22 protein-coding genes and 2 tRNA genes are annotated in these 21,701 nt (G+C 72.7%); 14 read left to right on the top strand and 10 right to left on the bottom strand.

The window, feature by feature from the left end; translation table 11 throughout:
- Positions 1–28: 28 nt before the first annotated feature.
- From ACZ64A_RS19400 to ACZ64A_RS19350, 11 genes are all read left to right on the top strand, one after another.
- Positions 29–226 (top strand): tautomerase family protein, encoded by a 198-nt coding sequence (locus ACZ64A_RS19400; RefSeq protein ID WP_469811634.1) that lies wholly within the window; start codon positions 29–31, stop codon positions 224–226.
- A gap of 118 nt (positions 227–344) precedes the next feature.
- Positions 345–1,811, top strand: coding sequence for an FAD-binding protein (locus tag ACZ64A_RS19395; protein WP_469811633.1), 1,467 nt, complete (start codon positions 345–347; stop codon positions 1,809–1,811).
- Between the two features lies 1 nt (position 1,812).
- Positions 1,813–3,093 (top strand): multidrug effflux MFS transporter, encoded by a 1,281-nt coding sequence (locus ACZ64A_RS19390; protein ID WP_469811631.1) that lies wholly within the window; start codon positions 1,813–1,815, stop codon positions 3,091–3,093.
- A 167-nt stretch (positions 3,094–3,260) separates the two neighbouring features.
- Entirely contained in the window at positions 3,261–4,175 is a 915-nt protein-coding gene (locus ACZ64A_RS19385) for a LysR family transcriptional regulator (RefSeq protein ID WP_469811629.1), read from the top strand.
- A gap of 481 nt (positions 4,176–4,656) precedes the next feature.
- Positions 4,657–5,592, top strand: coding sequence for a beta/alpha barrel domain-containing protein (locus ACZ64A_RS19380; protein ID WP_469811627.1), 936 nt, complete (start codon positions 4,657–4,659; stop codon positions 5,590–5,592).
- Entirely contained in the window at positions 5,589–6,494 is a 906-nt protein-coding gene (locus ACZ64A_RS19375; protein ID WP_469811626.1) for an alpha/beta fold hydrolase, read from the top strand. Before ACZ64A_RS19380 ends, ACZ64A_RS19375 begins: the two co-directional genes overlap by 4 nt.
- Complete coding sequence (locus tag ACZ64A_RS19370) at positions 6,484–8,688, top strand: isocitrate/isopropylmalate family dehydrogenase (RefSeq protein WP_469811624.1); 2,205 nt, start codon at positions 6,484–6,486, stop codon at positions 8,686–8,688. The genes ACZ64A_RS19375 and ACZ64A_RS19370 overlap by 11 nt, the downstream gene beginning before the upstream one ends.
- The gene (locus ACZ64A_RS19365) at positions 8,685–9,383 is read left to right on the top strand and encodes an RraA family protein (protein ID WP_469811623.1); all 699 of its coding nucleotides are present in this window, start codon (positions 8,685–8,687) and stop codon (positions 9,381–9,383) included. The genes ACZ64A_RS19370 and ACZ64A_RS19365 overlap by 4 nt, the downstream gene beginning before the upstream one ends.
- Positions 9,370–10,254: a DUF6282 family protein gene (locus tag ACZ64A_RS19360; RefSeq protein ID WP_469811621.1), complete on the top strand. Its 885-nt coding sequence runs from the start codon at positions 9,370–9,372 to the stop codon at positions 10,252–10,254. Before ACZ64A_RS19365 ends, ACZ64A_RS19360 begins: the two co-directional genes overlap by 14 nt.
- Before the next feature lie 149 nt (positions 10,255–10,403).
- Positions 10,404–11,630 carry a pyridoxal phosphate-dependent aminotransferase gene (locus ACZ64A_RS19355; RefSeq protein WP_469811620.1) on the top strand — a complete coding sequence of 409 codons (1,227 nt, stop codon included), beginning with the start codon at positions 10,404–10,406 and terminating at the stop codon, positions 11,628–11,630.
- A gap of 122 nt (positions 11,631–11,752) precedes the next feature.
- On the top strand, positions 11,753–12,784 hold the full coding sequence (locus ACZ64A_RS19350) for an adenosine deaminase (RefSeq protein ID WP_469811619.1): 1,032 nt from the start codon (positions 11,753–11,755) through the stop codon (positions 12,782–12,784).
- 9 nt (positions 12,785–12,793) lie between these two features.
- Here ACZ64A_RS19350 and ACZ64A_RS19345 read toward each other — a convergent pair whose 3' ends face one another.
- The 9 genes from ACZ64A_RS19345 to ACZ64A_RS19305 form a co-directional block, all read right to left on the bottom strand.
- On the bottom strand, positions 12,794–13,552 hold the full coding sequence (locus tag ACZ64A_RS19345) for a DsbA family protein (protein ID WP_469811617.1): 759 nt from the start codon (positions 13,550–13,552) through the stop codon (positions 12,794–12,796).
- A 53-nt stretch (positions 13,553–13,605) separates the two neighbouring features.
- Positions 13,606–14,661: a UDP-N-acetylmuramate dehydrogenase gene (locus ACZ64A_RS19340; RefSeq protein WP_469811615.1), complete on the bottom strand. Its 1,056-nt coding sequence runs from the start codon at positions 14,659–14,661 to the stop codon at positions 13,606–13,608.
- A gap of 546 nt (positions 14,662–15,207) precedes the next feature.
- Entirely contained in the window at positions 15,208–16,635 is a 1,428-nt protein-coding gene (locus ACZ64A_RS19335) for an MFS transporter (protein WP_469811613.1), read from the bottom strand.
- A gap of 80 nt (positions 16,636–16,715) precedes the next feature.
- Entirely contained in the window at positions 16,716–17,273 is a 558-nt protein-coding gene (locus tag ACZ64A_RS19330) for a TetR/AcrR family transcriptional regulator (RefSeq protein ID WP_469811611.1), read from the bottom strand.
- Between the two features lie 154 nt (positions 17,274–17,427).
- Positions 17,428–17,856 (bottom strand): MaoC family dehydratase, encoded by a 429-nt coding sequence (locus ACZ64A_RS19325; RefSeq protein ID WP_469811609.1) that lies wholly within the window; start codon positions 17,854–17,856, stop codon positions 17,428–17,430.
- Positions 17,857–17,864: 8 nt separating this feature from the next.
- Positions 17,865–18,317, bottom strand: coding sequence for an FAS1-like dehydratase domain-containing protein (locus ACZ64A_RS19320; RefSeq protein WP_469811607.1), 453 nt, complete (start codon positions 18,315–18,317; stop codon positions 17,865–17,867).
- Between the two features lie 120 nt (positions 18,318–18,437).
- Positions 18,438–18,602 carry a 50S ribosomal protein L33 gene (rpmG, locus tag ACZ64A_RS19315; RefSeq protein WP_003948671.1) on the bottom strand — a complete coding sequence of 55 codons (165 nt, stop codon included), beginning with the start codon at positions 18,600–18,602 and terminating at the stop codon, positions 18,438–18,440.
- 89 nt (positions 18,603–18,691) lie between these two features.
- Positions 18,692–18,764, bottom strand: a tRNA-Met gene (locus ACZ64A_RS19310).
- 46 nt (positions 18,765–18,810) lie between these two features.
- A tRNA-Thr gene (locus tag ACZ64A_RS19305) sits at positions 18,811–18,883 on the bottom strand.
- 211 nt (positions 18,884–19,094) lie between these two features.
- On the opposite strand from ACZ64A_RS19305, the gene ACZ64A_RS19300 reads away from it, so the two are divergent.
- The gene (locus tag ACZ64A_RS19300) at positions 19,095–20,336 is read left to right on the top strand and encodes an amidohydrolase family protein (protein WP_469811605.1); all 1,242 of its coding nucleotides are present in this window, start codon (positions 19,095–19,097) and stop codon (positions 20,334–20,336) included.
- Between the two features lie 88 nt (positions 20,337–20,424).
- On the top strand, positions 20,425–21,081 hold the full coding sequence (locus ACZ64A_RS19295; RefSeq protein ID WP_469811603.1) for an SDR family oxidoreductase: 657 nt from the start codon (positions 20,425–20,427) through the stop codon (positions 21,079–21,081).
- A 16-nt stretch (positions 21,082–21,097) separates the two neighbouring features.
- On the opposite strand, the gene ACZ64A_RS19290 is transcribed toward ACZ64A_RS19295, so the two are convergent.
- Complete coding sequence (locus ACZ64A_RS19290; RefSeq protein WP_469811602.1) at positions 21,098–21,310, bottom strand: hypothetical protein; 213 nt, start codon at positions 21,308–21,310, stop codon at positions 21,098–21,100.
- A 94-nt stretch (positions 21,311–21,404) separates the two neighbouring features.
- Between ACZ64A_RS19290 and ACZ64A_RS19285 the strand changes: the two genes are divergently transcribed.
- On the top strand, positions 21,405–21,674 hold the full coding sequence (locus tag ACZ64A_RS19285; protein WP_469811600.1) for a hypothetical protein: 270 nt from the start codon (positions 21,405–21,407) through the stop codon (positions 21,672–21,674).
- The last annotated feature ends 27 nt before the right edge of the window (positions 21,675–21,701 follow it).

Genomic DNA, 21,701 nt, shown 5'->3' with positions numbered 1-21,701 from the left:
GTACGACCCCGACCCCCCGGAGAACGCGATGCCTCTCATCCATGTGCAGCAGACCCCCGGCAAGACCGCCGAGCAGAAGGCCGAGCTGGTCCGTGAGCTGACCGACGCCTATGTCAGGGCCACCGGCAGCAAGCCGGAGAGCGTGTGGGTGACCGTCCAGGAGATCGCCACCGACAGCTGGTCCATCGCCGGCGAGACGCTGGCCGCCCGCGCCGCCAAGCGCTGATCCGCGCCGGCCGGCCGCCGGTCGGGGCGGCGGTACGGGCCCGCGGCCCGCGAAACCGCCGTCACCGGCCGCGCCGGCCGGCCGGGCCACGCCCTGGGACAGGAGTTGATGAGCCGCCGTGAGCGACGCGCACGACATCGCCGTACGGCCGCCGGCCGAACCCGTCGATCTGCTGGTCGTGGGATGCGGCGCCGCCGGGCTGGCGACGGCGGTCAGCTTCGCCGAGAACGCCCCGGGCGCGCGGGTCCTGGTCCTGGAGCGGTCCAGCCGCTACAACCGCGGCGGCAACACCGCCTGGAGCGGCGCCGACCTCTGGCTCACCGAGGACGGCACGCCCCCCGACGGCTTCGTGGCCCGGATGGACGAGCTGAGCGAGGGCCGGGCCGACCCCGCGTGCGTCGCGGCCCTGTGCGAGGGCGCCGGGCCCACCGTGCGCTGGCTGGCCGACCGGCACGGCGTGGCGTTCGAGACCCGGCCGACGCACTTCGTGACGGCGCGCGGCCCCCGGCTGATGCCGGTCGGGGGCGGCGCGGCCCTCGTGGACGCTCTCGCCGGCTCGCTCGAACGCCTGGGCGGTTCGATCGCCTACTGGGTGCGGGCCGTCGCCCTGAGCACCACCCCCTCCGGAGCCGTCGACGGCGTCCACGTGGAGGAGGACGGCAGGCCGCGCCACATCCCGGCGCGGTGTGTGGTGCTGGCGAGCGGGGGGTTCCAGGGCGCTCCGGAACTGCTGGAGCGCCATGTGGGGCCCACCGCCGGCACCTTGCGCCCCATCGCACCCGGCGGCCGGTACGACCGGGGCGAGGGCATCGAGATGGCGGTGGCGGCGGGCGCCGCCCGTGGCGGGCAGTACGACCGCTTCCACGGCGAGCCCGTGGACCCGCGCAGTCACCAGGCCCGGGCACTCGTCCTGGCCTATCCGTACGGGATCCTCGTCAACGCCGACGGGCGGCGCTTCCTGGACGAGGGCGCGGACACCCCGGACGCCACGTCCGAGGAGGTCGCCTACCGGATCTGGCGGGAGGCCCGGCAGTCGGCCTACCTGGTCTGCGACGCCAAGCTGCTGCGGATCGAGGGGCACGAGCGGTCGTTGCTGACGGACAGGGATCCGGTCACCGCGTCCTCCGTCACCGAACTGGCCGTCCGGCTGGACCTCCCGCCCGACGAACTGAGCTGGACCGTGGACCGGTTCAACGACGCCTGCCGGTCCGCCGTCCCGCACGATCCGACGCGCCCGGACGGCAGGCGCACCACCGGCCTGGTACCGCCGAAGTCGCACTGGGCGGTACCGCTGGACACCCCGCCGTTCATGGCGTGGCCGGTGCACTGCGCCATCACCTTCACCTTCGGCGGCGTGCGCACCGACGCCCACGCGCGGGTGCTGACCGAGAAGGGCGAGCCCCTCGCGGGCCTGTACGCCGTCGGGGAGACGGCCGGGCTCTACTACGGCCGCTGTCCCGAGGCGACCTCGGTGCTGCGTGCGCTGACGTCCGGCCGGGCGGCCGGGGCGGAGATCGCCCGAGCACAGGTCTCCCTCCCGGTGACCTCTCCCGACTCATCCTCGACCACGGAAGACGCCACGTGACATGAAGACCGCACCCACGCGTACGCCGTACGCGTTGCTGCTCGCCGTCCTGTGCTCGCTGAACGCGGGCGGCCTGTTCGCCTCCGACATCAATCTGCCGGGCGTGCCCGCCACCGCGCACGCCTTCCACACCCCGGTCGCGTCCGTGCAGTGGACGTTCAGCGCCTTCATGATCGGCATCGCGGTCTCCCAGGCCGTCTACGGACCCGTCTCCGACGCCTACGGCCGCAAGCGCGTCATCGTCTCCGGGCTCGGCCTGTTCGTGCTCGCCTCGCTGGTGTGCGCCGCGGCACCGACGGTCGGGGTGTTCGGTGCCGGCCGGCTCCTCCAGGCGCTGGGCGCCGGCTCGGGCATGGTGCTCGGCCGGGCGGTGATCAGCGACCTGTACGAGGAGAAGGACGCGGCCCGGATGTTCGCCACGGTCATGCCGATCGTCGGTGTCTCCCCGTCCGTCGCCCCGCTCCTCGGCGGCTACCTGACCACGTACGTGTCGTGGCGCGCGCCCTTCGTGGTGACCGCGCTGATCGGCCTGGTGACCCTGGTGGTGATGGTCACCTCGATCCCGGAGAGCCTGCCGCCGGAGCGCCGCAGCAAGCACCTGGGAGCCACGCTGCGGGGCTACCCGAAGCTGCTGACCCGCCCGCTGTTCTGGGCGTACACCGTCAACCTGGCGGTGGCGTACGGCGGTTACTTCGGCTACCTGGCGGCCTCGCCGCTGGTGTTCGAGAAGATGGGGCTGGCCACCGAGACCACCAGCTACTGCTACATCACCGTCTCGATCGCCTACGTCGCGGGCAACCTCACCTCCCGCACCCTGGTCCGCACGCGGTCCGTCAACCGGCTGCTGTGGACGGGCCACGGGTTCTTCCTCGCCGGGGCGCTGATGATGCTGGCTCTGGGCCTGAGCCGGGCCGGCGGGCACTGGGGCCTGCTGGTGCTGGTCTTCATGCCGGTGATGACGTTCGGCAACGGCTTCCTGCTGCCGCTGTCGATGAGCGCGGGTGTGACGACGTTCCGGTCCACGGCCGGTTCGGCATCCGGGCTGATGGGCGCGCTCCAGCTGCTCTCCGCTTCCCTCGGTATTTTCCTTTCGAGCCGGCTGCCTGCGGGTGATCTGTTCGCGCTCGGCTGGTTCGTCCTGGGTGCCGCATTGCTGGGAATATGCGCCTTCGCCTTCTTCCTTTCCCTGGCGGACCGGCAAACAGCCGCCGTCCGCGCGAAGAGCGAGCAAATAGCGGACACCGTGCCGGTCACCGACCTGGAAGCAGCTACCGCGGAGTAACCATCGATCGAGGCGGCAGCGGACCCGCCCCGCTTGCGGGCTCCGCTGCCGGGTGTGCGAGGATCCCCCTTGCAGCGGCTCCGAAGGCGTAGATTCCGCTCTTAATCACGGGTGAATGTTTCGGCGTTCAACCATGGGGGTCGCCCGCTGAAGGATGGGGGGGTCCTGTGGAACTGCGTCAGATCCAGTACTTCGTCGCCGTCGCGGAGGAGCTGCATTTCGGACGTGCCGCGGAACGGCTGCACATCGGGCAGCCCGCGGTCAGCCAGCAGGTACGGCGGCTCGAACGGGAGCTGCGCACCGAGCTCTTCGACCGCTCGAGCCGCACCGTCACCCTCACCCCGGCCGGTCAGGCCCTGCTGCCCGAGGGCCGCGAGGTACTGAGGGCGCTGGACTCCTTCGCCGCCAAGGCCCAGCGGCTGACCGCCCGCGACGAGGCCACCTTCCGCGTCGGGATCGGCTCCGCGCTCGGGCAGCGGCTGGACGACTTCCTGGACGCGCTGCCGGACGCGGGATCCGGCACCCGCTTCGAGTTCCAGACGCTCGACGCCCACAGCCGCCTGGCCGAGGTGCGCGCCGGCCGACTGGACGCGGCATTCGTCCGCGGCGTCGAGAGCGCCCCCGGCCTGCGCCTGCTCACCCTCTGGTACGACCCGCTGCTGGCGGCCCTGCCCGTCGCGCACCCGCTGGCCGGACGGCCGGGCCTGGACCTCGCCGACCTCGCGGATCTGCCGCTGCGCATCGCGCCCCGCAGCGACAACCCGGTGCTCTTCGACACCGTCTTCGCCGCCTGCCGCAAGGCGGGTTTCGAGCCCACCCTGGGACCGCCCTTCACCGGGCTCCAGAACACTCTCGCCGAGATGGGCGCGGGCGCCGGCGGCTGGACGCTGATGTACACCACGGCGGCCGACTCGGTCGCCTCGCGCCGGATCGCGCTGCTCCCGCTGGACGGCGAGCCCATCACCATGCGTATGTCCCTGGCCCTGCGTGAGGACGCCGACCCCGCACGCCTCGAGCTGCTCACGGCGACGGCCGCGCGCGTGCGCCGCAGCATCGCGGAAGCCGACCGCCCGCCGGTCTGACGCCGCACCGGGCCCTCGGGCCGCGATCAGGCCGGACCGCGCCCGCGCCGCCCACAGGGACGATTCCCCCATGGCTCATCACCGATCATGATGGCTGCAATAACGGATTGCGCCTTGGAAAGCGCGGAATTCAATGCTGGGGTTCGCCGGTTGCACAGCAATGCTAAAGAACTCGTCAATTCCCCGGTCAGGCGCCCATTCGGTGTTCATTTCCCTGTAAACAAGAGTGACTTGCGCCGCGATTGGCGTGAGGGATAGCGTTCGACAAGCCTTCCGGGAATCCGCCGATGTTCATTATGCGGACCCGTTGAAGCATGAACAAGGCAGCGGGGCACGGGGGACTTCATCATTTGTGTCGATTACCGGTCGGTACCGGCTTTCCGTCGCGGTCTGCGATGCGATCCATCGGCCGCGGCGCGCGTGCAACGACGAGCACCCCTCGTCCTCACCACCGCCACCTCGGACACCCAACGGAGGAGACATGGTCACCAATCTCGATGTGACGCTGCGGGACGGGGGTTACCGGAACAACTTCGGCTTCTCACTCGACTACGCCCGGCACCACGCCCGTGAGGCCGTCGCCGCCGGAATCGAGTGGGTCGAGATCGGCTACCGCAAGGGTTCCTTCCAGCCCAAGCCGGGCGTGGGTCTGACCGGAGTCGGTGCCGACGACTACATAGCGGCCATGGCCGAGGTCATCGCACCGGAGCGGATCTGCATGATCCTGCATCCGAAGAACATCGAGGACGACGACCTCACCCGGATGTACGAGGCGGGCGTACGGCTCGTGCGGTTCTGCCTGCCGTCCAAGGCGCCCGAGCCGGGGCTCGCCATGCTGCGCAAGGCGGCCGACATCGGCTTCACCACCACCGTCAACATCACCCGCGTCAGCCAGCTCGACCGCCGCCGGCTCGTGGAACTCGCCGCGCTGTCCGAGGACGCCGGCGCCGACGTCATCTATCTGGCGGACTCCAACGGCAGTCTGCTGCCGGACGAGGTCGCCCGCCTGGTCACCCTCGTCCGGTCGGTGACCCGCTCCGCCATCGGCCTGCACGCCCACAACAACCTGGGGCTGGCCCTGGCCAACTCCATCGCGGCGGTCGACGCCGGCGCCACCTGGATCGACTCCTCGGTCCTCGGCATGGGCAAGGGCCCCGGCAACCTGATCACCGAGCAGTGGCTGGCCTACCTGGCCCGGGGCGGCCGGGCCGACCGGTACGACCTCGGGCGCGTCCTCACCCTCGCACACCGCATGGAGTGCGAGATCGCCGAGGCCAGGCCCTCACTGCCGCTGCCCGACCTCGTGCTCGGCCACTTCGACCTCTCCGTGGAGGAACGCGGCAAGCTGCCCCAGGACCACATCGGCGCCGCCTTCAGCGCCGCCCGGGAGCTCACCGCCGCGGTGGTCGCGGCGTGACCTCGCAGCCCACGCGGCCCGGTCCGGCGCGCGACAGCGCGCCGGACCCGGCCCCGGTCGCCGTGCGCCTGGGCGACGAGGCGGCACCCCGCACCGCGTGTGTCCTCGCCCCCGTCATGGCCCGGTGGGACCAGGGGGCCTTCCTCGCCCCCGTCGCCGGGGCGCTGACGTCGACCGGCCACCGGGTGACGGTGTACGACACCCTGTCGCTGCTGCGCGAGGGCGACGACCTGGCCGCGCTGGCCCGCCGGTGGTCGGACGTCCTCCGCGCCGAGGAACCGGACGTGCTGGTCGGCAACGCCCTGGGCGGCGCCGTCGTCCAGCACCTCCTCACCGAGCCGTGGACCCACCGCGCCCGCGTCGTCCTGCTCTCCGCCCCCACCGTTGCGGACGGGCCGCTCGACGCCACCCTGGAACGCATCGCCGCGACCGCGGACTCCCACGGCACGGCCGCCGCGCTGCGCCTGCTCCACGAGGTGGTCCGCGGCCCGGACCAGCCCGCCTGCGCGGACAGCCCCGGCGGCGACCCGGACCCGGGCACCGGCACGGACCACGGCCGCGCCCCGGACACCGACCGCGCTCCCGGCCCCGCCACCCGCGAGAGCGAACCCCGGCCCGACGACGACCCGTCGGCCGGACGGCGGCTCGCCACCGGGCTGCGCCTGCTGCACCGGGCCGACGCCCGCCGCAGCGTCGAGGCGTTCCCCGGCAGCCTGCTGCACGTGTACGGCACACAGTCGCGCCTGGTACGCCACCACCACCTCGCCACCGGCCCCGGACACACCTGCGTCGGCATCCCGCAGGCAGGGATGCGCCCCCACGCCGACCAGCCGGAAGCCACCCGGCGGGCCGTCGCCGCGTTCCTGGAACCACCGCTCATGAAGAGGACCCATGAAGAGTAAGACCGTCGCAGTTCTTCCCGGCGATGGAATCGGCCCCGAGGTACTCGACGCCGCCCTCCCCGTGCTCGACACCCTCGGGCTGCCCATCACCCTGGAACACGGGGACATCGGCTGGGAGTTCTGGCGTACCGAGGGCGACCCGGTGCCGCAGCGCACCTGGGACCTGATCGGCCGCAGCGACGCCGTGCTGCTCGGCGCCACCACCAGCAAGCCGGGGCGCGAGGCCCTCGCCGACCTCGCCCCGCACCTGAGCGAACGCGCCCCGCGCTACATCTCCCCCATCATCCAACTGCGCCAGCGCCTCGACCTGTTCGCCAATCTCCGGCCCGTCGAGAACCACCTCGGCGGCACCCCGTACCGCTTCTGCGTCGTCCGCGAGAACACCGAAGGCCTCTACGCGGGCCTCGACTGGGACCGGGTGCCGGAAGAGCTGTGGCCGCTCGTCGCCGAGCACCCCAACGCCCGCCGCAGCGGCCGTGACGCAACCACGGCCAGCGTGCGCATGCTCACCCGGCACGGCCTCGACCGCATCCTGCGCTTCGCCTTCGAGCACGCCCGTGCCCACGGCCACCCGCGGGTCACCCTCGCCGACAAGCCGAACGTCCTGCGGCACAGCAGCGCCTACGCCCGCGAGCGGCTCGAGGCGATCGCCGCTGAGTACCCGGAGATCGAGCACGAGATCCTCAACGTGGACGCGGTCGCGCTGTGGATGGTGCGGCGCCCCGAACGCTTCGGCGTCATCGTCGCCGAGAACATGTTCGGTGACATCCTGTCCGACCTCGGCGGCGGAGTGATGGGCGGCCTCGGCCTCGCGGCCAGCGCCAACATCGGCGAGAACGGCAACTACTTCGAGCCGGTCCACGGCAGCGCCCCGGCCCTCGCCGGCACCGGCCGGGCCAACCCGCTCGCCGCCTTCCTGACCGTCGGGCTGCTCCTGGAACACCTCGGCTTCGGCGAGGCCGCCGACGAGGTGCGCGGCGCGGTCTCCCATGTCACGCGCCGCCGGGACCGGGTGACGTACGACCTGGGCGGCACCGCCACCACGACGGAGTGCGCCGCGTCGGTGCTGGACGCCTGCCGTGCCGTACCGCGTGCGCACAGCGCCGCCGTCGTCACCGTCGGGGACGAGCTGCTGCGGGCCGTCCTGGACGACACCAACGCCGGCGAGGCCTCCCGCAGGCTGGCCGCGCGCGGCGTGCCGGTCCGAGCCCGGCACACCGTCGGCGACGACGAGGCGGCGATCGCGGACGCCGTACGCGCCTCCATCGGCCGGGACGACGTGGTCGTGGTGATCGGCGGCCTGGGCCCCACCTCGGACGACGTCACCCGCCTCGGGGTGGCCCGCGCTCTCGGTCTCCCGCTGGAGCACCGCGAGGAGGCCTGGCAGGGCGTCGTCGAGCGGCTCACCCGCTTCGGGGTCACCGTGCACGAGGACAACCGCCGCCAGGCGCAGTTCCCGCAGGGCGCCGACCTGCTGCCCAACACCAACGGCACCGCCTGGGGCTGCCGTGCCGACCTGCGGGGCACCACCGTGGTGATGCTCCCCGGCCCGCCCCGCGAGTGCCTGCCGATGCTCGACGCCGTCCTGCGCGACGGCCTCGATCACCTGCCCGAACCGGAGCCCGTCACCACCGTGTTCCGGCGCACCCTCGGCGTCATCGAGGCGGACGCCGCCGCTGCGGTGGACGCGCTCGTCCGGGACCTCGGGCTGAGCGTCAAGCCCGCCTACCGCTGGCACTACCCGTACGTGGACGTCCGGATCGACTGCCCGCCCGGCAGCGCGGCGGAGCTGGCGAAGCGGCTGGACGCGGCACTGGGTGCATACGTGGTCACCAGCCGGGAGCGCACCGCCGTGCAGGAACTGGCCGAGCGGCTGGACGCCCGTGAGCTGGACCTGGAGCTGGACGACCGCGTCACCGGCGGCCGCTTCCCGGCCGAACTGGCCGCCGAACGCCGCACCACGCGGCCCGGGAGTCCTTCCGGCCGGCTCTCCGCGGCCCTCGACGCGACCTGGGACGGCGGCGGTCCGGAACACCACACCGGCACCGTCCGCCTGCTGTGCACCGTGAGCGACGGGACGCGCGAGCACACCGGCACACTGACCGTCCCCAACCGGGGCCCCGAAGTCATCGGCTGCGCCGGCCACTTCGCCGCCTGGACCGTCACCCGCCACCTCGAGGAGGAGACCGCATGACCACCGCACCCGCCGGCCCCGCCCTGGACGGCGACCTGCGCGCCCGACTGGCCCGGCTGGACACCGCCGCCCTCTCCGACGCGCTCGACAGCCTGCGCGCGGCGCCGTGCGTGCTGCCCGGCATCGCGGCCCGCACTCCGGGCACCGTGGCCTTCGGCCCGGCGTTCACCTTGCGCTACCGGCCCCTCGAGGACGACGGCACGTTCCACAACGCGGCCAACTACCTCGACGACGTACCGCCCGGTTCCGTGGTGGTCGTCGACAACGGCGGCACCGGCGCCTGCACCAACTGGGGCTCCCTGCTCACCTCCGTGGCCCAGCGCCGGGAGGTCGCGGGCACCGTCGTGCACGGCGCCGTCCGGGACGTACGGGAGACCCGCGAGGCCGGATACCCGCTCTTCAGCACGGCCGTCACCATGGTCAGCGGCAAGAACCGGGTGGTGCTGGACCGCACCGGGGCCGAGCTGGACATCGCCGGCACGCGGGTCCGCCCCGGCGACCTGATCTTCGCCGACGACAACGGCGCGCTGCGTATCCCCGCCGGTCTCGTCGAGGAGGTCGTCCGCCGGGCCGAGGCCGTCGAGCGGACGGAGCGGCGCATCCGGGAAGCCGCGCAGGGCGGCCTCCGGCTGGACGAGGCACGGGCCCGCTTCGGCTACGCACGCCCCTGGGAGGCACCGGATGACGCTCGCTGACCTCCGGCCGGCGATCCGCGCCGACGAGGCCGCATTCGTCGACGTCCACTACCACGTGGGCCCCGACGCCTACGTACGGCGGCACACCGCGGCCTCGGCCGGCGCCGAGTACGCCGGGCTGGGCGGCTGGGTGGTCCTGAAGAACCACCTGGGTTCCACCGCCGCCCAGGCCTGGGAGGCCCGCCGGCAGGGGCTGCCCGTCTCCGGGTCGATCGTGTGCAACGACATCGCGGGCGGCCTGGACCCCCGGCTGGTGCATCAGGCGGTCGTCCAGCACGGCGAGGACAGCGGGCTGCGCCTCATCGTCCACCTCCCGACGGCGACCGGACGCTCCCACAAGAGCCGTCTGGCCCGCACCCCCGCCCATCCCCTGCTGGCCCGGGACGGCCTGCGCCCGCTCACCGTCACCGACGACGGCGGCACACTGCGCCCGGAGGTCCGGGAGATCCTGCGCATGGCCCGCGACCTGCCCGTCGTGATCTCCACGGGGCACGCCGACGGCCACGAGGTACGGCTGCTGGTGGAGGAGGCGGTACGACTCGACGTCCCGCGTCTGATGCTCAACCAGCCGGCCAACCCGATGACCGGCCTCAGCTGCGCCGACCTCCTCGACCTGGCGACGGCGGAACAGGTGTGGACCGAGCAGACCGCGCTGACCTACCTGCTGGGCTACCAGGACTGGGAGGACTTCTCCGCGGTCCTGGCCCGGGTACCCCGGGTGCTCTACAGCTCCGACCTGGGCCAGACCTCCCAGATGGACATCGGGGAGTGGCGGACGGCCAGCCAGAAGTGGTTCACCGAGGCCGGCCTGTCCGAGTCCCGGATCACCGAGATCACCCGGGACGCCCCCCTGGCCATGCTCGCTCCATGAGCCGTACGACAGGCGCGCCGGCCCGGCGCTGAGTGAGGGGTCCGACCCGGACGGGCCGGACCCCTAGGGCGTTCCGCCAGGTGTTCGGTGCGTGCTCACTCCGTGAAACCGGTGTGCCGCACCGCTTTCCGGTCTGAAAGCATGGGCGTATGAGCGCTGCAATCCCTCCCACCGAGCGCCGGGTCTCGGCCCGCATCGGCGCGATCTCCGAGTCCGCCACCCTCGCCGTGGACGCCAAGGCCAAGGCCCTCAAGGCCGCCGGGCGCCCGGTGATCGGCTTCGGCGCCGGTGAGCCCGACTTCCCGACTCCGGACTACATCGTCGAGGCGGCCGTCGAGGCCTGCAAGAACCCCAAGTACCACCGGTACACCCCGGCCGGCGGCCTGCCCGAGCTGAAGGCCGCCATCGCCGCGAAGACGCTGCGCGACTCCGGCTACGAGGTCGACGCGTCCCAGGTCCTGGTGACCAACGGCGGCAAGCAGGCGATCTACGAGGCGTTCGCCGCGATCCTCGACCCGGGCGACGAGGTCATCGTCCCCGCGCCGTACTGGACGACCTACCCGGAGTCGATCCGGCTGGCCGGCGGTGTCCCCGTCTTCGTGACCGCCGACGAGACCACCGGCTACCGCGTCTCCGTGGAGCAGCTGGAGGCCGCCCGCACCGAGAAGACGAAGGTCGTCCTCTTCGTCTCCCCGTCCAACCCGACCGGCGCGGTCTACTCCGAGCACGAGACCGAGGCCATCGGCCGCTGGGCTCTCGAGCACGGCCTGTGGGTGCTCACCGACGAGATCTACGAGCACCTGGTCTACGGCGACGCGTCCGCCGTGTCGCTGCCCGCGGTCCTGCCCGAGCTGCGCGACAAGTGCATCGTCGTCAACGGCGTCGCCAAGACGTACGCCATGACCGGCTGGCGCGTGGGCTGGATCATCGGCCCGAAGGACGTCGTGAAGGCCGCGACCAACCTGCAGTCGCACGCCACCTCCAACGTCTCCAACGTCGCCCAGGTAGCCGCGCTGGCCGCCGTCTCCGGTGACCTCGACGCCGTCGCCACGATGCGCGAGGCCTTCGACCGGCGCCGCAAGACGATCGTGCGGATGCTCAACGAGATCGACGGCGTGCTCTGCCCGGAGCCCGAGGGTGCCTTCTACGCCTACCCGTCGGTCAAGCCGCTGCTCGGCAAGGAGATCCGCGGCAAGCGTCCGCAGGACACCGTCGAGCTGGCCGCGCTGATCCTGGAGGAGGCCGAGGTCGCGGTCGTCCCGGGCGAGGCGTTCGGCACGCCGGGCTACCTGCGGCTGTCCTACGCGCTCGGCGACGAGGACCTCGTCGAGGGCGTGAGCCGGATCCAGAAGCTGCTGGCGGAGGCCAGGGACTGACAACCCCGCTGAGCTGGGCACGGGCCGCCTCCTTCGGGGGGCGGCCCGTTTCTTCGTGCGGGCAAGACCTCGATCGGGGAAAGAGCTACCGGGACGCCCCGGACGTGCGGCAGGATCCTGGGATGGAGCGCGTACGTGATCTGTCTGCACTGCCCAAGGCCCATCTGCACCTGCACTTCACCGGCTCGATGCGGCCCGCCACCCTGCTGGAGCTCGCCGACAAGCACGGCGTCCGGCTGCCGGACGCGCTGACCGACGCACTGGCCAGCGGGGAGTCGCCGCGACTGCGGGCGACGGACGAGCGGGGCTGGTTCCGCTTCCAGCGGCTCTACGACGCCGCGCGCTCGTGCCTCCAGCAGCCGGAGGACATCCAGCGGCTGGTGCGGGAGGCCGCGGAGGAGGACCTGAAGGACGGCTCCCGGTGGCTGGAGATCCAGGTCGACCCCACGTCGTACGCCCCGCGGCTGGGCGGGCTGATCCCGGCGCTGGAGATCATCCTGGACGCGGTTCGGACCACCAGCCGCGAGACCGGGCTCGGGATGCGGGTGGTGGTCGCCGCCAACCGGATGAAGCACCCGCTGGACGCACGCACCCTGGCCCGTCTCGCCGTGCGCTACGCCGACCGGGGCGTCGTCGGTTTCGGGCTGTCCAACGACGAGCGCCGGGGCATGGCGCGCGACTTCGACCGGGCCTTCGCCATCGCCCGTGACGGCGGACTGCTGTCCGCGCCGCACGGCGGTGAGCTGACCGGCCCGTCCTCGGTGCGCGACTGCCTGGACGACCTGCACGCCGACCGGCTCGGGCACGGCGTGCGGGCGGCCGAGGACCCGTGGCTGCTGCGGCGCCTGGCCGAGCAGGGCGTCACCTGCGAGGTGTGCCCGGCGTCCAATGTGGCCCTCGGCGTCTACGAGAAGCCCGAGGACGTGCCGCTGCGCACCCTGTACGAGGCGGGCGTGCCGCTGGCGCTGGGCGCGGACGACCCGCTGCTGTTCGGCTCGCGGCTCGCCGCGCAGTACGAGATCGCGCGGCGGCACCACGGGTTCACGGACGAGGAGCTCGCGGAGCTGGCCCGGCAGTCGCTGCGCGCGACGGCGGCGCCGGAGGGCGTCAAGCGGGAGCTGCTGGCCGGGGTGGACGACTGGCTGGACGGCTGAGCCCTCGGGTCACTGGCTCATGGAGCCGATCACCATCGGGAACGACTGCTTGTCGAACAGGCCGTTGGCCAGGCTCTGCGGGACGACCTCGCCGTTGACCTTCAGCGTGGGCGTGCCGCTCGCGCCCGAGGTGTCGAAGGCCTTCTCGGAGGCGGTGACGAAGGAGCGGTACGTCATGCCCTTGACGGCCGCGTCGAACCGGGCGCCGCGCAGGCCCCGCACCTGGGACGCCGTCCGGAGCAGGAAGTCGTCGGTGTAGCCGTCGATGCTCTCGTCGGGCTGGTGGGCGAAGAGGGCGTCGTGCAGCTCGACGAACCTGCCCTGGTCGAGGGCTGCCCGCAGGGCGTTGGCGGCCTTCTTCGAGCCCTGGCCGCCGAGCTTGTCGTCCAGGAAGGACGCCAGGGTGTACTCGGCCCTGACCTGGCCCGAGCGGACCATCTCGCGCAGCGCCTCGCCGCCGCCCTGGGTCTCGAACCGCTCGCAGACCGGGCAGCGCATGTCCTCGTAGACGTGCACGACGGTCTTGGCGGCCGGGGAGCCGACGCGGACGGTGGTGCCGTCGGGGGCGAGGGACTCGGGCAGATCGGCGTCCGTGGCGTACGTCCGGGCCGGGGCGGGCGCCTGGGCCTGCTTGCCGTCGGATGCGGTGGCGCCGCCGCCCGTTTCGTCCTTCCCGCCGCAGGCCGTCGTGGCGGCTCCCAGCAGTACGGCCGCCGCCGCGAGGGCCGCGGCGGTACGGGTGCGATGGGTGCGGCGGGCGGCGTGCATGGTGATTCCCCTCGTGGTGCGCGGTCGGGGAACGACCCTATGTGATGCCCGCGCTACAGACTGACGCCCACCGTCACCGGCTCGTTGACGAGGGTGATGCCGAAGGCCTCGTGGACACCGGTGACGACCTCGCGGGCGAGGGTCAGCAGGTCCTCGGTGGTGGCGTCACCGCGGTTGGTCAGGGCGAGGGTGTGCTTGGTGGAGATACGGGCCGGACCGGTGCCGTAGCCCTTGGTGAAACCGGCCTTGTCGATCAGCCAGGCCGCGGAGGTCTTGGTGTGGCCGTCGCCGGCCGGGTAGGCGGGCGGTTCGGTGCCGGCGCCTAGGCGGTCGTGGACGCGGGCGCGGAAGGCCGCGAAGGCGGTGTCCGTGAGGATGGGGTTGGTGAAGAAGGAACCGGCGGACCAGGTGTCGTGGTCCTCGGGGTCCAGCACCATGCCCTTCCCGGCGCGCAGCTTCAGAACGGTCTCGCGGGCCGCGGCGAGGGGGACGCGGTCGCCGGGTTCCACGCCGAGCGCGCGGGCGGTCTCGGCGTAGCGGATCGGGGCGGACAGGCCCCCGGCGTCCTCCAGCGCGAAGCGGACGCGGAGGACGACGTAGCGGTCCGGGTCCTGCTTGAAGCGGCTGTGCCGGTAGGAGAAGGCGCAGTCGGCGTTGGCGAGGGTGACCGTGCGGTGGGTGCGGCGGTCGTAGGCGATCACTTCGGTGATGGTGGCGGAGACGTCCTGGCCGTAGGCGCCGACGTTCTGGATCGGGGTGGCGCCGGCGGACCCGGGGATGCCGGCGAGGCACTCGATGCCGGCGAGCCCGGCCTCCACGGTGCGGGCGACGGCGTCGGTCCAGACCTCACCGGCGGCGAGTTCCAGGGTGGTGCCGTTCAGCTCGACGCCGCGGGTCGCGATGCGCAGGGCGGTCCCGGCGAAGCCCTTGTCTCCGACGAGCAGGTTGGAGCCGCCGCCGATGACCAGCAGTGGGGTGCCGGTAGCGTCGGCTTCCCGGACGGCGTCGATCACCTCGGCGTCACTGCTCGCCGTGAGCAACCGGGTGGCGGGACCGCCGAGCCGGAGGGTGGTGAGGGGGGCGAGGGGGGCGTCGTGTTGTTCGAGCACGCGAGCAAGCGTAAGCCTGCCGGCGGCGGGGCGAGCGCGGAGGCCTCCCCGGGGGCGGGTGCGTTGTCGTCTGCGGGTTTCGTTGTGGCTGGTCGCGCAGTTCCCCGCGCCCCTGTTTGTGCCTGCGGCGGCCCGTCGCGCTCCGGTGGCCGGTTGCGGTCCTCGCCTCCGGCCGGTGGGTGAGTCGGGGCCGGGGTGGGGGGTGTCCGTCCTCGGTCCGGCCACCCGTCCCCGACGAGTGCTCGGTGTCCCGGTGCCGGCCGCTGCGGGCGGACACCCCCCACCCCGTCCCCTCCCCGCCGCGGGCGGGCGCACGCCGTCATCGACTCAGCTGCGGGCAGTCGTGCCGCTTGGGGCGGCACGGGTGGGCGCTGGGGGTCCCCCCTGCTCGAAGAGCTTGGGGGAGGCACCCCGCCGGCGCCGGCGAGCGTCCCCACCCCCGGCCAGCCATGGCGCCGGGCGGGCGCCATGCCGACCCAGCTGCGGGCACCGGTGCCGCCGCTAGGGGCGGCACCGGTGAGCGACCGCGGGCGGCACCGCGCAGGGTCAGTGCGTCGACGTTTCCCGTGGGCGCTCCGGCAGCCGGGCCGGCTCCGGCAGGACCCGGCGGCCGCGAGGGATCAGCAGCGTCGCCACGCCTGCCAGTGCCACGACCCCCGCCCCCGTGAACACCGCCGGCCGCAACCCGTCGACAAAGGCCTGCGCCGACTCGTATCCGCCCTGCGCCGAGAAGATCGACGACATCACCGCGATACCCAGCGCACCCCCGACCTCCCGCAGCGCGTTGTTCGCACCGGAGGCGATCCCCTGCTCGGAGGCCCGGACGCTGGACATCACCAGATGGGACGCCGGCGCGAAGAAGAGCGCCATCCCGACGCCGCTCAGGATCAGACCCGGCAGCTGGGACGCGTACGACGCGTGGTCGGTGGACGCGGAGGCCAGGTAGCCGAGCCCCGCGGCCTGGAGGAAGAGACCCACCGCGACGACCGGCCGCCCGCCGATCCGGTCGGCCAGGATCCCCGCGACCGGCGCGACGAGCATCGGCATGCCGGTCCACGGCAGCATCCGCAGCCCCGCCTCGGTCGGCGAGTAACCGAGCACGCCCTGCATGTACTGGCTGAGCAGGAAGATCGACCCGAACATGCCCAGGAACATCAGCAGGCTCGCCGCGTTGATCCCGGAGAACGCCCGCGACCGGAACAGCCTCATCGGCAGCATGGGGTTCTTCGCCCGCGTGCCGTGCAGGACGAAACCGGCCAGCAGCGCGCCGCCCGCGATGAGACCGAGCAGCACCAGGGAGCTGGTCCAGCCGTCCGCCGGCCCGCGGACCAGGCCGTAGACGATCCCGAAGAGGCCGCCGCTGGCGAGCAGCGTGCCGGGCAGGTCCAGCGGCGCCCCCGTGCCGTGGGACTCGGCGAGGCGGAGCCGGGCGAGGGGCAGCAGGGCGACGCCGAGGGGGACGTTCAGCCAGAAGATCCAGTGCCAGGAGATGTGCTCGGTCAGGCTGCCGCCGATCAGCGGCCCGGAGGCGACGGCGAGCCCGTTCACGGCGCCCCAGATGCCGTACGCCATGCCGCGCTTCGCGGCGGGGACGGCGGCCGTGAGCAGGGTGAGGGTGAGCGGCATCATGATCGCCGCGCCCACGCCCTGGACGGCCCGGGCGGCGATCAGCGCGCCGATGCCGGGGGCCATGGCCGCGGCCGCGGAGGCGACGGTGAAGACGGTGACGCCGACCTGGAAGAGCCGGCGGCGGCCGAAGCGGTCACCGAGGGCCGCGCCGAACATCAGCAGGACGGCGAAGGTGAGCGTGTACGCGCTGACCGTCCATTCGAGGTCGCCCAGCCCGCCGCCGAGGTCCTCGCGGATCGAGGGCAGCGCGGTGGTGACGACGAGGTTGTCGAGGGCCGCCATGAATCCGGCGACGCTGGTGATGACCAGGGCCCAGGCGGTGCCCCGGGTGGTGGGTTGTGACATCTCTCCCCCAGAGAATTCATTAGTTAGTGATTACTAAGCTTTGCGGGCATACGGAGGCCGACCGCTGTGGGTCGGTCACGTCAGGTCGCCGGCCGCTCGGGCGGGGTCAGCCCCGCCCACACCCGGTGGTCGGCGGGGAACCCCATCGCCACCAGGCAGTTGATGAGCATGCCGTACGCCATGAACGTCGTCGTCTCGCCGGCGTCCGCGCCCAGGGGCAGATGCACGGTGTCCCACAGCCGCATCCAGCCCTGCCGCACGGCCTCACCGAACTCGTGATCACCGTCGGCCTCGGCGGCGGCGACCGCGAGGTACATCTGCATCTGCATCATCAGCCGTTCGGGCTGCTCGGCGATCACCCGCCGGTAGGCCCGGCCCATGGCGACCACGGCCTCTTCGCCCCGCAGGCCCTCGGCCGCCTCCTCGAAGGTCCGGATGGTGTCCTCGACGCAGCGCTCGGCCGCCGCGAGAAAGATCGCCCGCTTGCCGGGGAACAGCCGGAAGAGATACGGCTGCGAGACCCCGACCCGCTTGGCGATCGCCTCCGTGGAGGTGCCGTGGTACCCGCCCCGGGCGAATTCCGCGGTCGCCGCCCGGATGACGCTCTCCCGTCGCTCTTCCGCGCTCATCCTGACCATGGACAGTAAGTTAGTACTCAATCACTAACTATGCAAGGGGGTGCTCGGGGGTCAGGGCCGGCTGTGAAGGCGCCTTCGTGCGCGCGTCGAACACGCGTAAGGGGTGCCCCCCCTTGGAGAGCGCCCCTTACGTGTGACGTACGGCGTGCGTGGCTCAGGCCAGGCGGACCACGGCCCGGGACATGCCGAGGACCTTCTGCCCGGCGCTGGTCGCCAGGAGGTCCACGCGCACGGTCCGGTCGTCCAGCTTGGCGGCGACCTTGGCGCTGACCTCGATCGTGGCGCCCTGCTCGTCGTTGGGCACGACGACCGGCTTGGTGAAGCGGACGCCGTACTCGACGACCGCGCCCGGGTCGCCGGCCCAGTCGGTGACCACCCGGATCGCCTCGGCCATGGTGAACATGCCGTGCGCGATGACGTCCGGGAGGCCCACCTCCTTGGCGAACTTCTCGTTCCAGTGGATCGGGTTGAAGTCCCCGGAGGCGCCCGCGTACTGCACGAGTGTGGCGCGGGTCACGGGGAAGGTCTGGGCCGGCAGCTCGGTGCCGACCTCGACGTCGTCGTAAGCGATCTTCGCCGTCATGATGCGCGTCACCCCTCCTCGGCCCCGCGGGCCACGAGCTTGGTCCAGGCAGTCACGACGTGCTCCCCGGCCTCGTCGTGCACCTCGCCGCGGACGTCCAGGATGTCGTTGCCGGCCATCGACTTGATCGCCTCGATGGTCGAGGTGACCCTGAGCCGGTCACCGGCCCGCACCGGACGCCGGTAGGCGAACTTCTGGTCCCCGTGCACCACCCGGCTGTAGTCCAGGCCGAGCTGCGGGTCGGCGATGACCTGACGGGCGGCCTTGAAGGTGATGGCGAACACAAAGGTCGGCGGAGCGATCACATCCGGGTGCCCGAGCGCCTTGGCGGCCTCCGGGTCGATGTACGCGGGATTGGTGTCCCCCACCGCCTCCGCGAACTCCCGGATCTTCTCCCGGCCCACCTCATAGGGCTCGGTGGGCGGGTAGGTCCGCCCCACGAAGGACTGGTCGAGCGCCATGGCCCGGCACCTCCTGGTGTGAATCACTCCTGGTGTGAACAACGAACGTTCGCCGCAGTGACGAAACGACGCGAGGCCGCCCCCCAATGTCTCGGGGGCGGCCTCGTGTACGAGCCTGATTTATCGCGTTTCGCGGTGCGCGGTGTGCGCGTTGCAACGCGGGCAGTGCTTCTTCATCTCAAGACGGTCCGGGTTGTTACGCCGGTTCTTCTTGGTGATGTAGTTCCGCTCCTTGCACTCCACGCAGGCCAGCGTGATCTTCGGGCGGACGTCGGTGGCAGCCACGTGAGTGCTCCTTGACGAACGGTTGCTAGAGATTAATGCACATGAAGAGTAGCCGATCGACGGACCGACCCACCAATCGGCTACTGAAGTAGCGGTGACCGGACTTGAACCGGTGACACAGCGATTATGAGCCGCTTGCTCTACCGACTGAGCTACACCGCTGCGGTGTGATCGATTCCCGCCTCGCGACGGGAGTCTCACTCACCAGAGCCCCAAAACGGAATCGAACCGTTGACCTTCTCCTTACCATGGAGACGCTCTGCCGACTGAGCTATTGGGGCGAGCGAGGAAGACATTACACGGTCGCCCGCCGTTCCCCCAAATCCGATTCCTCCGGCCCTCTCAGGCGTCCCACCAGCCCCTCGCCCGCGAGGACCACACCGGTACGACTATTGCGCTCCTCCCTGACCTGCGCGGGCCGCCACCCTAGGCTCGACCCACTCTGTGTGATCTTGCGCCGCCGCGCGCGGTCCGACGAGCCCCTGGAGCGCGATGCCCGACAGTCAGCCGGCACAGTCGACCCCGTCCCCGGGACCTGCCGACCCGGGGCTGCTGCTGTGCGGGGCACGGCTCACCGACGGCCGGCGGGTCGACGTCCGGCTGTGCGGCGGGCGCATCGAGGCGGTCGGCACCGCGGGGAGCCTCGCGGCGGAGACCCGGTGCCGCGGCACGCGCGTGGATCTGCGCGGCCATCTGCTGCTGCCGGCCCCGGCCGAGCCGCACGCCCACGCCGACACCGCCCTGTCGGCCGACGGCGACGGGCCGGCCTCCTCCGACCCGGAGGACGTCCAGCGGCGCGCCACCGAGGCCGCACTCCTCCAGCTGGGCCACGGGGCGACCGCCCTGCGCGCCCACGTGCGCGTGGGCGACGTCCAGGGCCTCGGCGCCCTGGGCGCGGTCCTGCAGGCGCGGCGGGCGCTGCGCGGGCTCACCGAGCTGACGACGGTGGCCGTACCGCGCGTCCTGACCGGCCGGGCCGGGGCCGACGGGCTGGCCATGCTGCGTGACGCGATGAAGATGGGCGCCTCGGTCGTCGGCGGCTGCCCCGACCTCGACCCCGACCCCACGGGCTACGTGGAGGCCGTCCTGGAGGTCGCCTCCGAGCACGGCTGCCCGGTCGACCTGCACACCGACGCCGCCGACCCGGCCCGCCTGGCCCGGCTCGCGGCCATGGCGGGCGGCCTGCGCCCCGGCGTCACCCTCGGCCCGTGCGGCGGCCTGGACCGGCTCCCCGCGGAGACGGCCGCCCGTACCGCGGACCAGCTCGCCGCGGCCGGGGTCACCGTCGTCTGCCTGCCCCAGGGCGGCTGCGGGGGCGCCCAGGGGCGCGACACGGCACCGGTACGCCTCCTGCGCGCCGCCGGCGTCCAGGTGGCGGCCGGCAGCGGCGCGCTGCGGGACGTCTCCAACCCCGTCGGCCGCGGCGACCCGCTGGAGGCCGCCTATCTGCTGGCCTCCCGCCACGGCCTGCGCCCGGAGGAGGCCTACGACACCGTCAGCGCCTCCGCCCGCGCGATGCTCGGCCTGCCCGAGGTACGCGTGGAGGCGGGCTTCCCGGCCGAACTCCTGGCCGTACGCGCGGACCATCTCGCCGCGGCCCTGTCCCTGGCCTACAGCCGCATCGTGATCCACCGGGGCCGGGTGGTGGCCCGCACCAGCGCGGTCAGGGAGTTCTGCGACTCGACGGCAGCGGACCTGGATCTCCCCCGCCAGGGCCGCACCGAGCTGTCGTGACCGTCGTGACGCCCGCCGCACAGGGTGTGGCGCACCGGCACGTCGACGCCGCGGGCACCCGTCCTCCGGCAGGCGTACGGTCGAAAGCATGCGCATTGTCATCGCTGGTGGTCATGGTCAGATCGCGTTGCGGCTGGAGCGGCTGCTCGCCGCGCGCGGATACGAGGCCGCGGGGCTGATCCGCAAGGCCGAACAGGGCGACGACCTGCGGGCGGTCGGCGCCGAACCGGTCCTGCTGGACCTGGAGTCGGCGTCGGTGGAGCAGGTCGCGGACGCACTGCGCGGCGCGGACGCGGCGGTGTTCGCCGCCGGCGCCGGCCCGGGCAGCGGAGTGGACCGCAAGGACACGGTGGACAAGGGCGCGGCGGTGCTCTTCGCGGACGCCGCCGTCCGGGCGGGCGTCCGCCGGTTCGTGGTCGTGTCGTCGATGGGCGCGGACGCCCGGCACCAGGGCGACGAGGTCTTCGACGTCTACCTGAGGGCCAAGGGCGAGGCGGACGACCACGTGCGCGGCCTGGACGCCCTCGACTGGACGATCCTGCGGCCCGGTTCACTGACGAACGACGCCGGCACCGGTCAGGTCCGCCTGGAGGCACACACCGGCCGCGGCCTCATCCCCCGCGACGACGTGGCCGCCGTACTGGCGGAGTTGGTGGAGACCCCGGCGACGGCGGGCCTGACCCTGGAACTGGTGAGCGGATCGGCGCCCGTGTCGGTGGCGGTGAAGTCGGTGGCGGGCAACTGAGCCCGGCCGGCCGCCGTCAGAACAACGGCAGCTGCCCCGGGAACTCCGCAACGACGTGGCCGTCCAAGGACGGCTGCGCCGCGCCCAGTTGCGCCGGTCTGCGCGAGCCCGGGCACGAGACGAGCGCGCCGCTCTCCCGTGTGCCGGGCGGGTCGTGCCGGGCATAGCGTCCCGCCACGACGGCGATCTCTCGACGGCACTCGGGGCAGTGTCTGCGACGGCTGGACATGCCACCAGTGTGCCCGGGCCCACTGACAACGACGTTCCGCGCGGCGCGCCCCGCTCGGCGCGCAAAACCTCCGCCGTCTCCTTAGCCTTCGTACGTGGCACACACTTTCGGCGAGCTCGTGGAGAAACAGCGCGCGGCCAATGAGGCGCACACGCGCGTGCTCGAGCTGCGCGAGGCCTTCGGCCCGCCCACGGCGGCCCCGTGGACGCAGGAGCAGACCTCGACGTACGAGACGGCCTGGCGCGCCTGGCGGGACCTGGCGCGCGACGTGCAGGCATCGGTGTCCGAGTTCGCAAAGGACGAGGGCCGGATGCGCAACGAGGTCGAGGCGGAGGTGAAGAAGGCGTCCATGGAAGCGCCGTAGGGGGCGGCCGGGTTCTTCCGCCCCAGG

It is taken from the genome of Streptomyces sp. NPDC104814 (assembly GCF_055583185.1).
The sequence above is the reverse complement of the archived record's forward strand: the minus strand, read 5'-3'. Positions and strand labels throughout refer to the sequence as shown.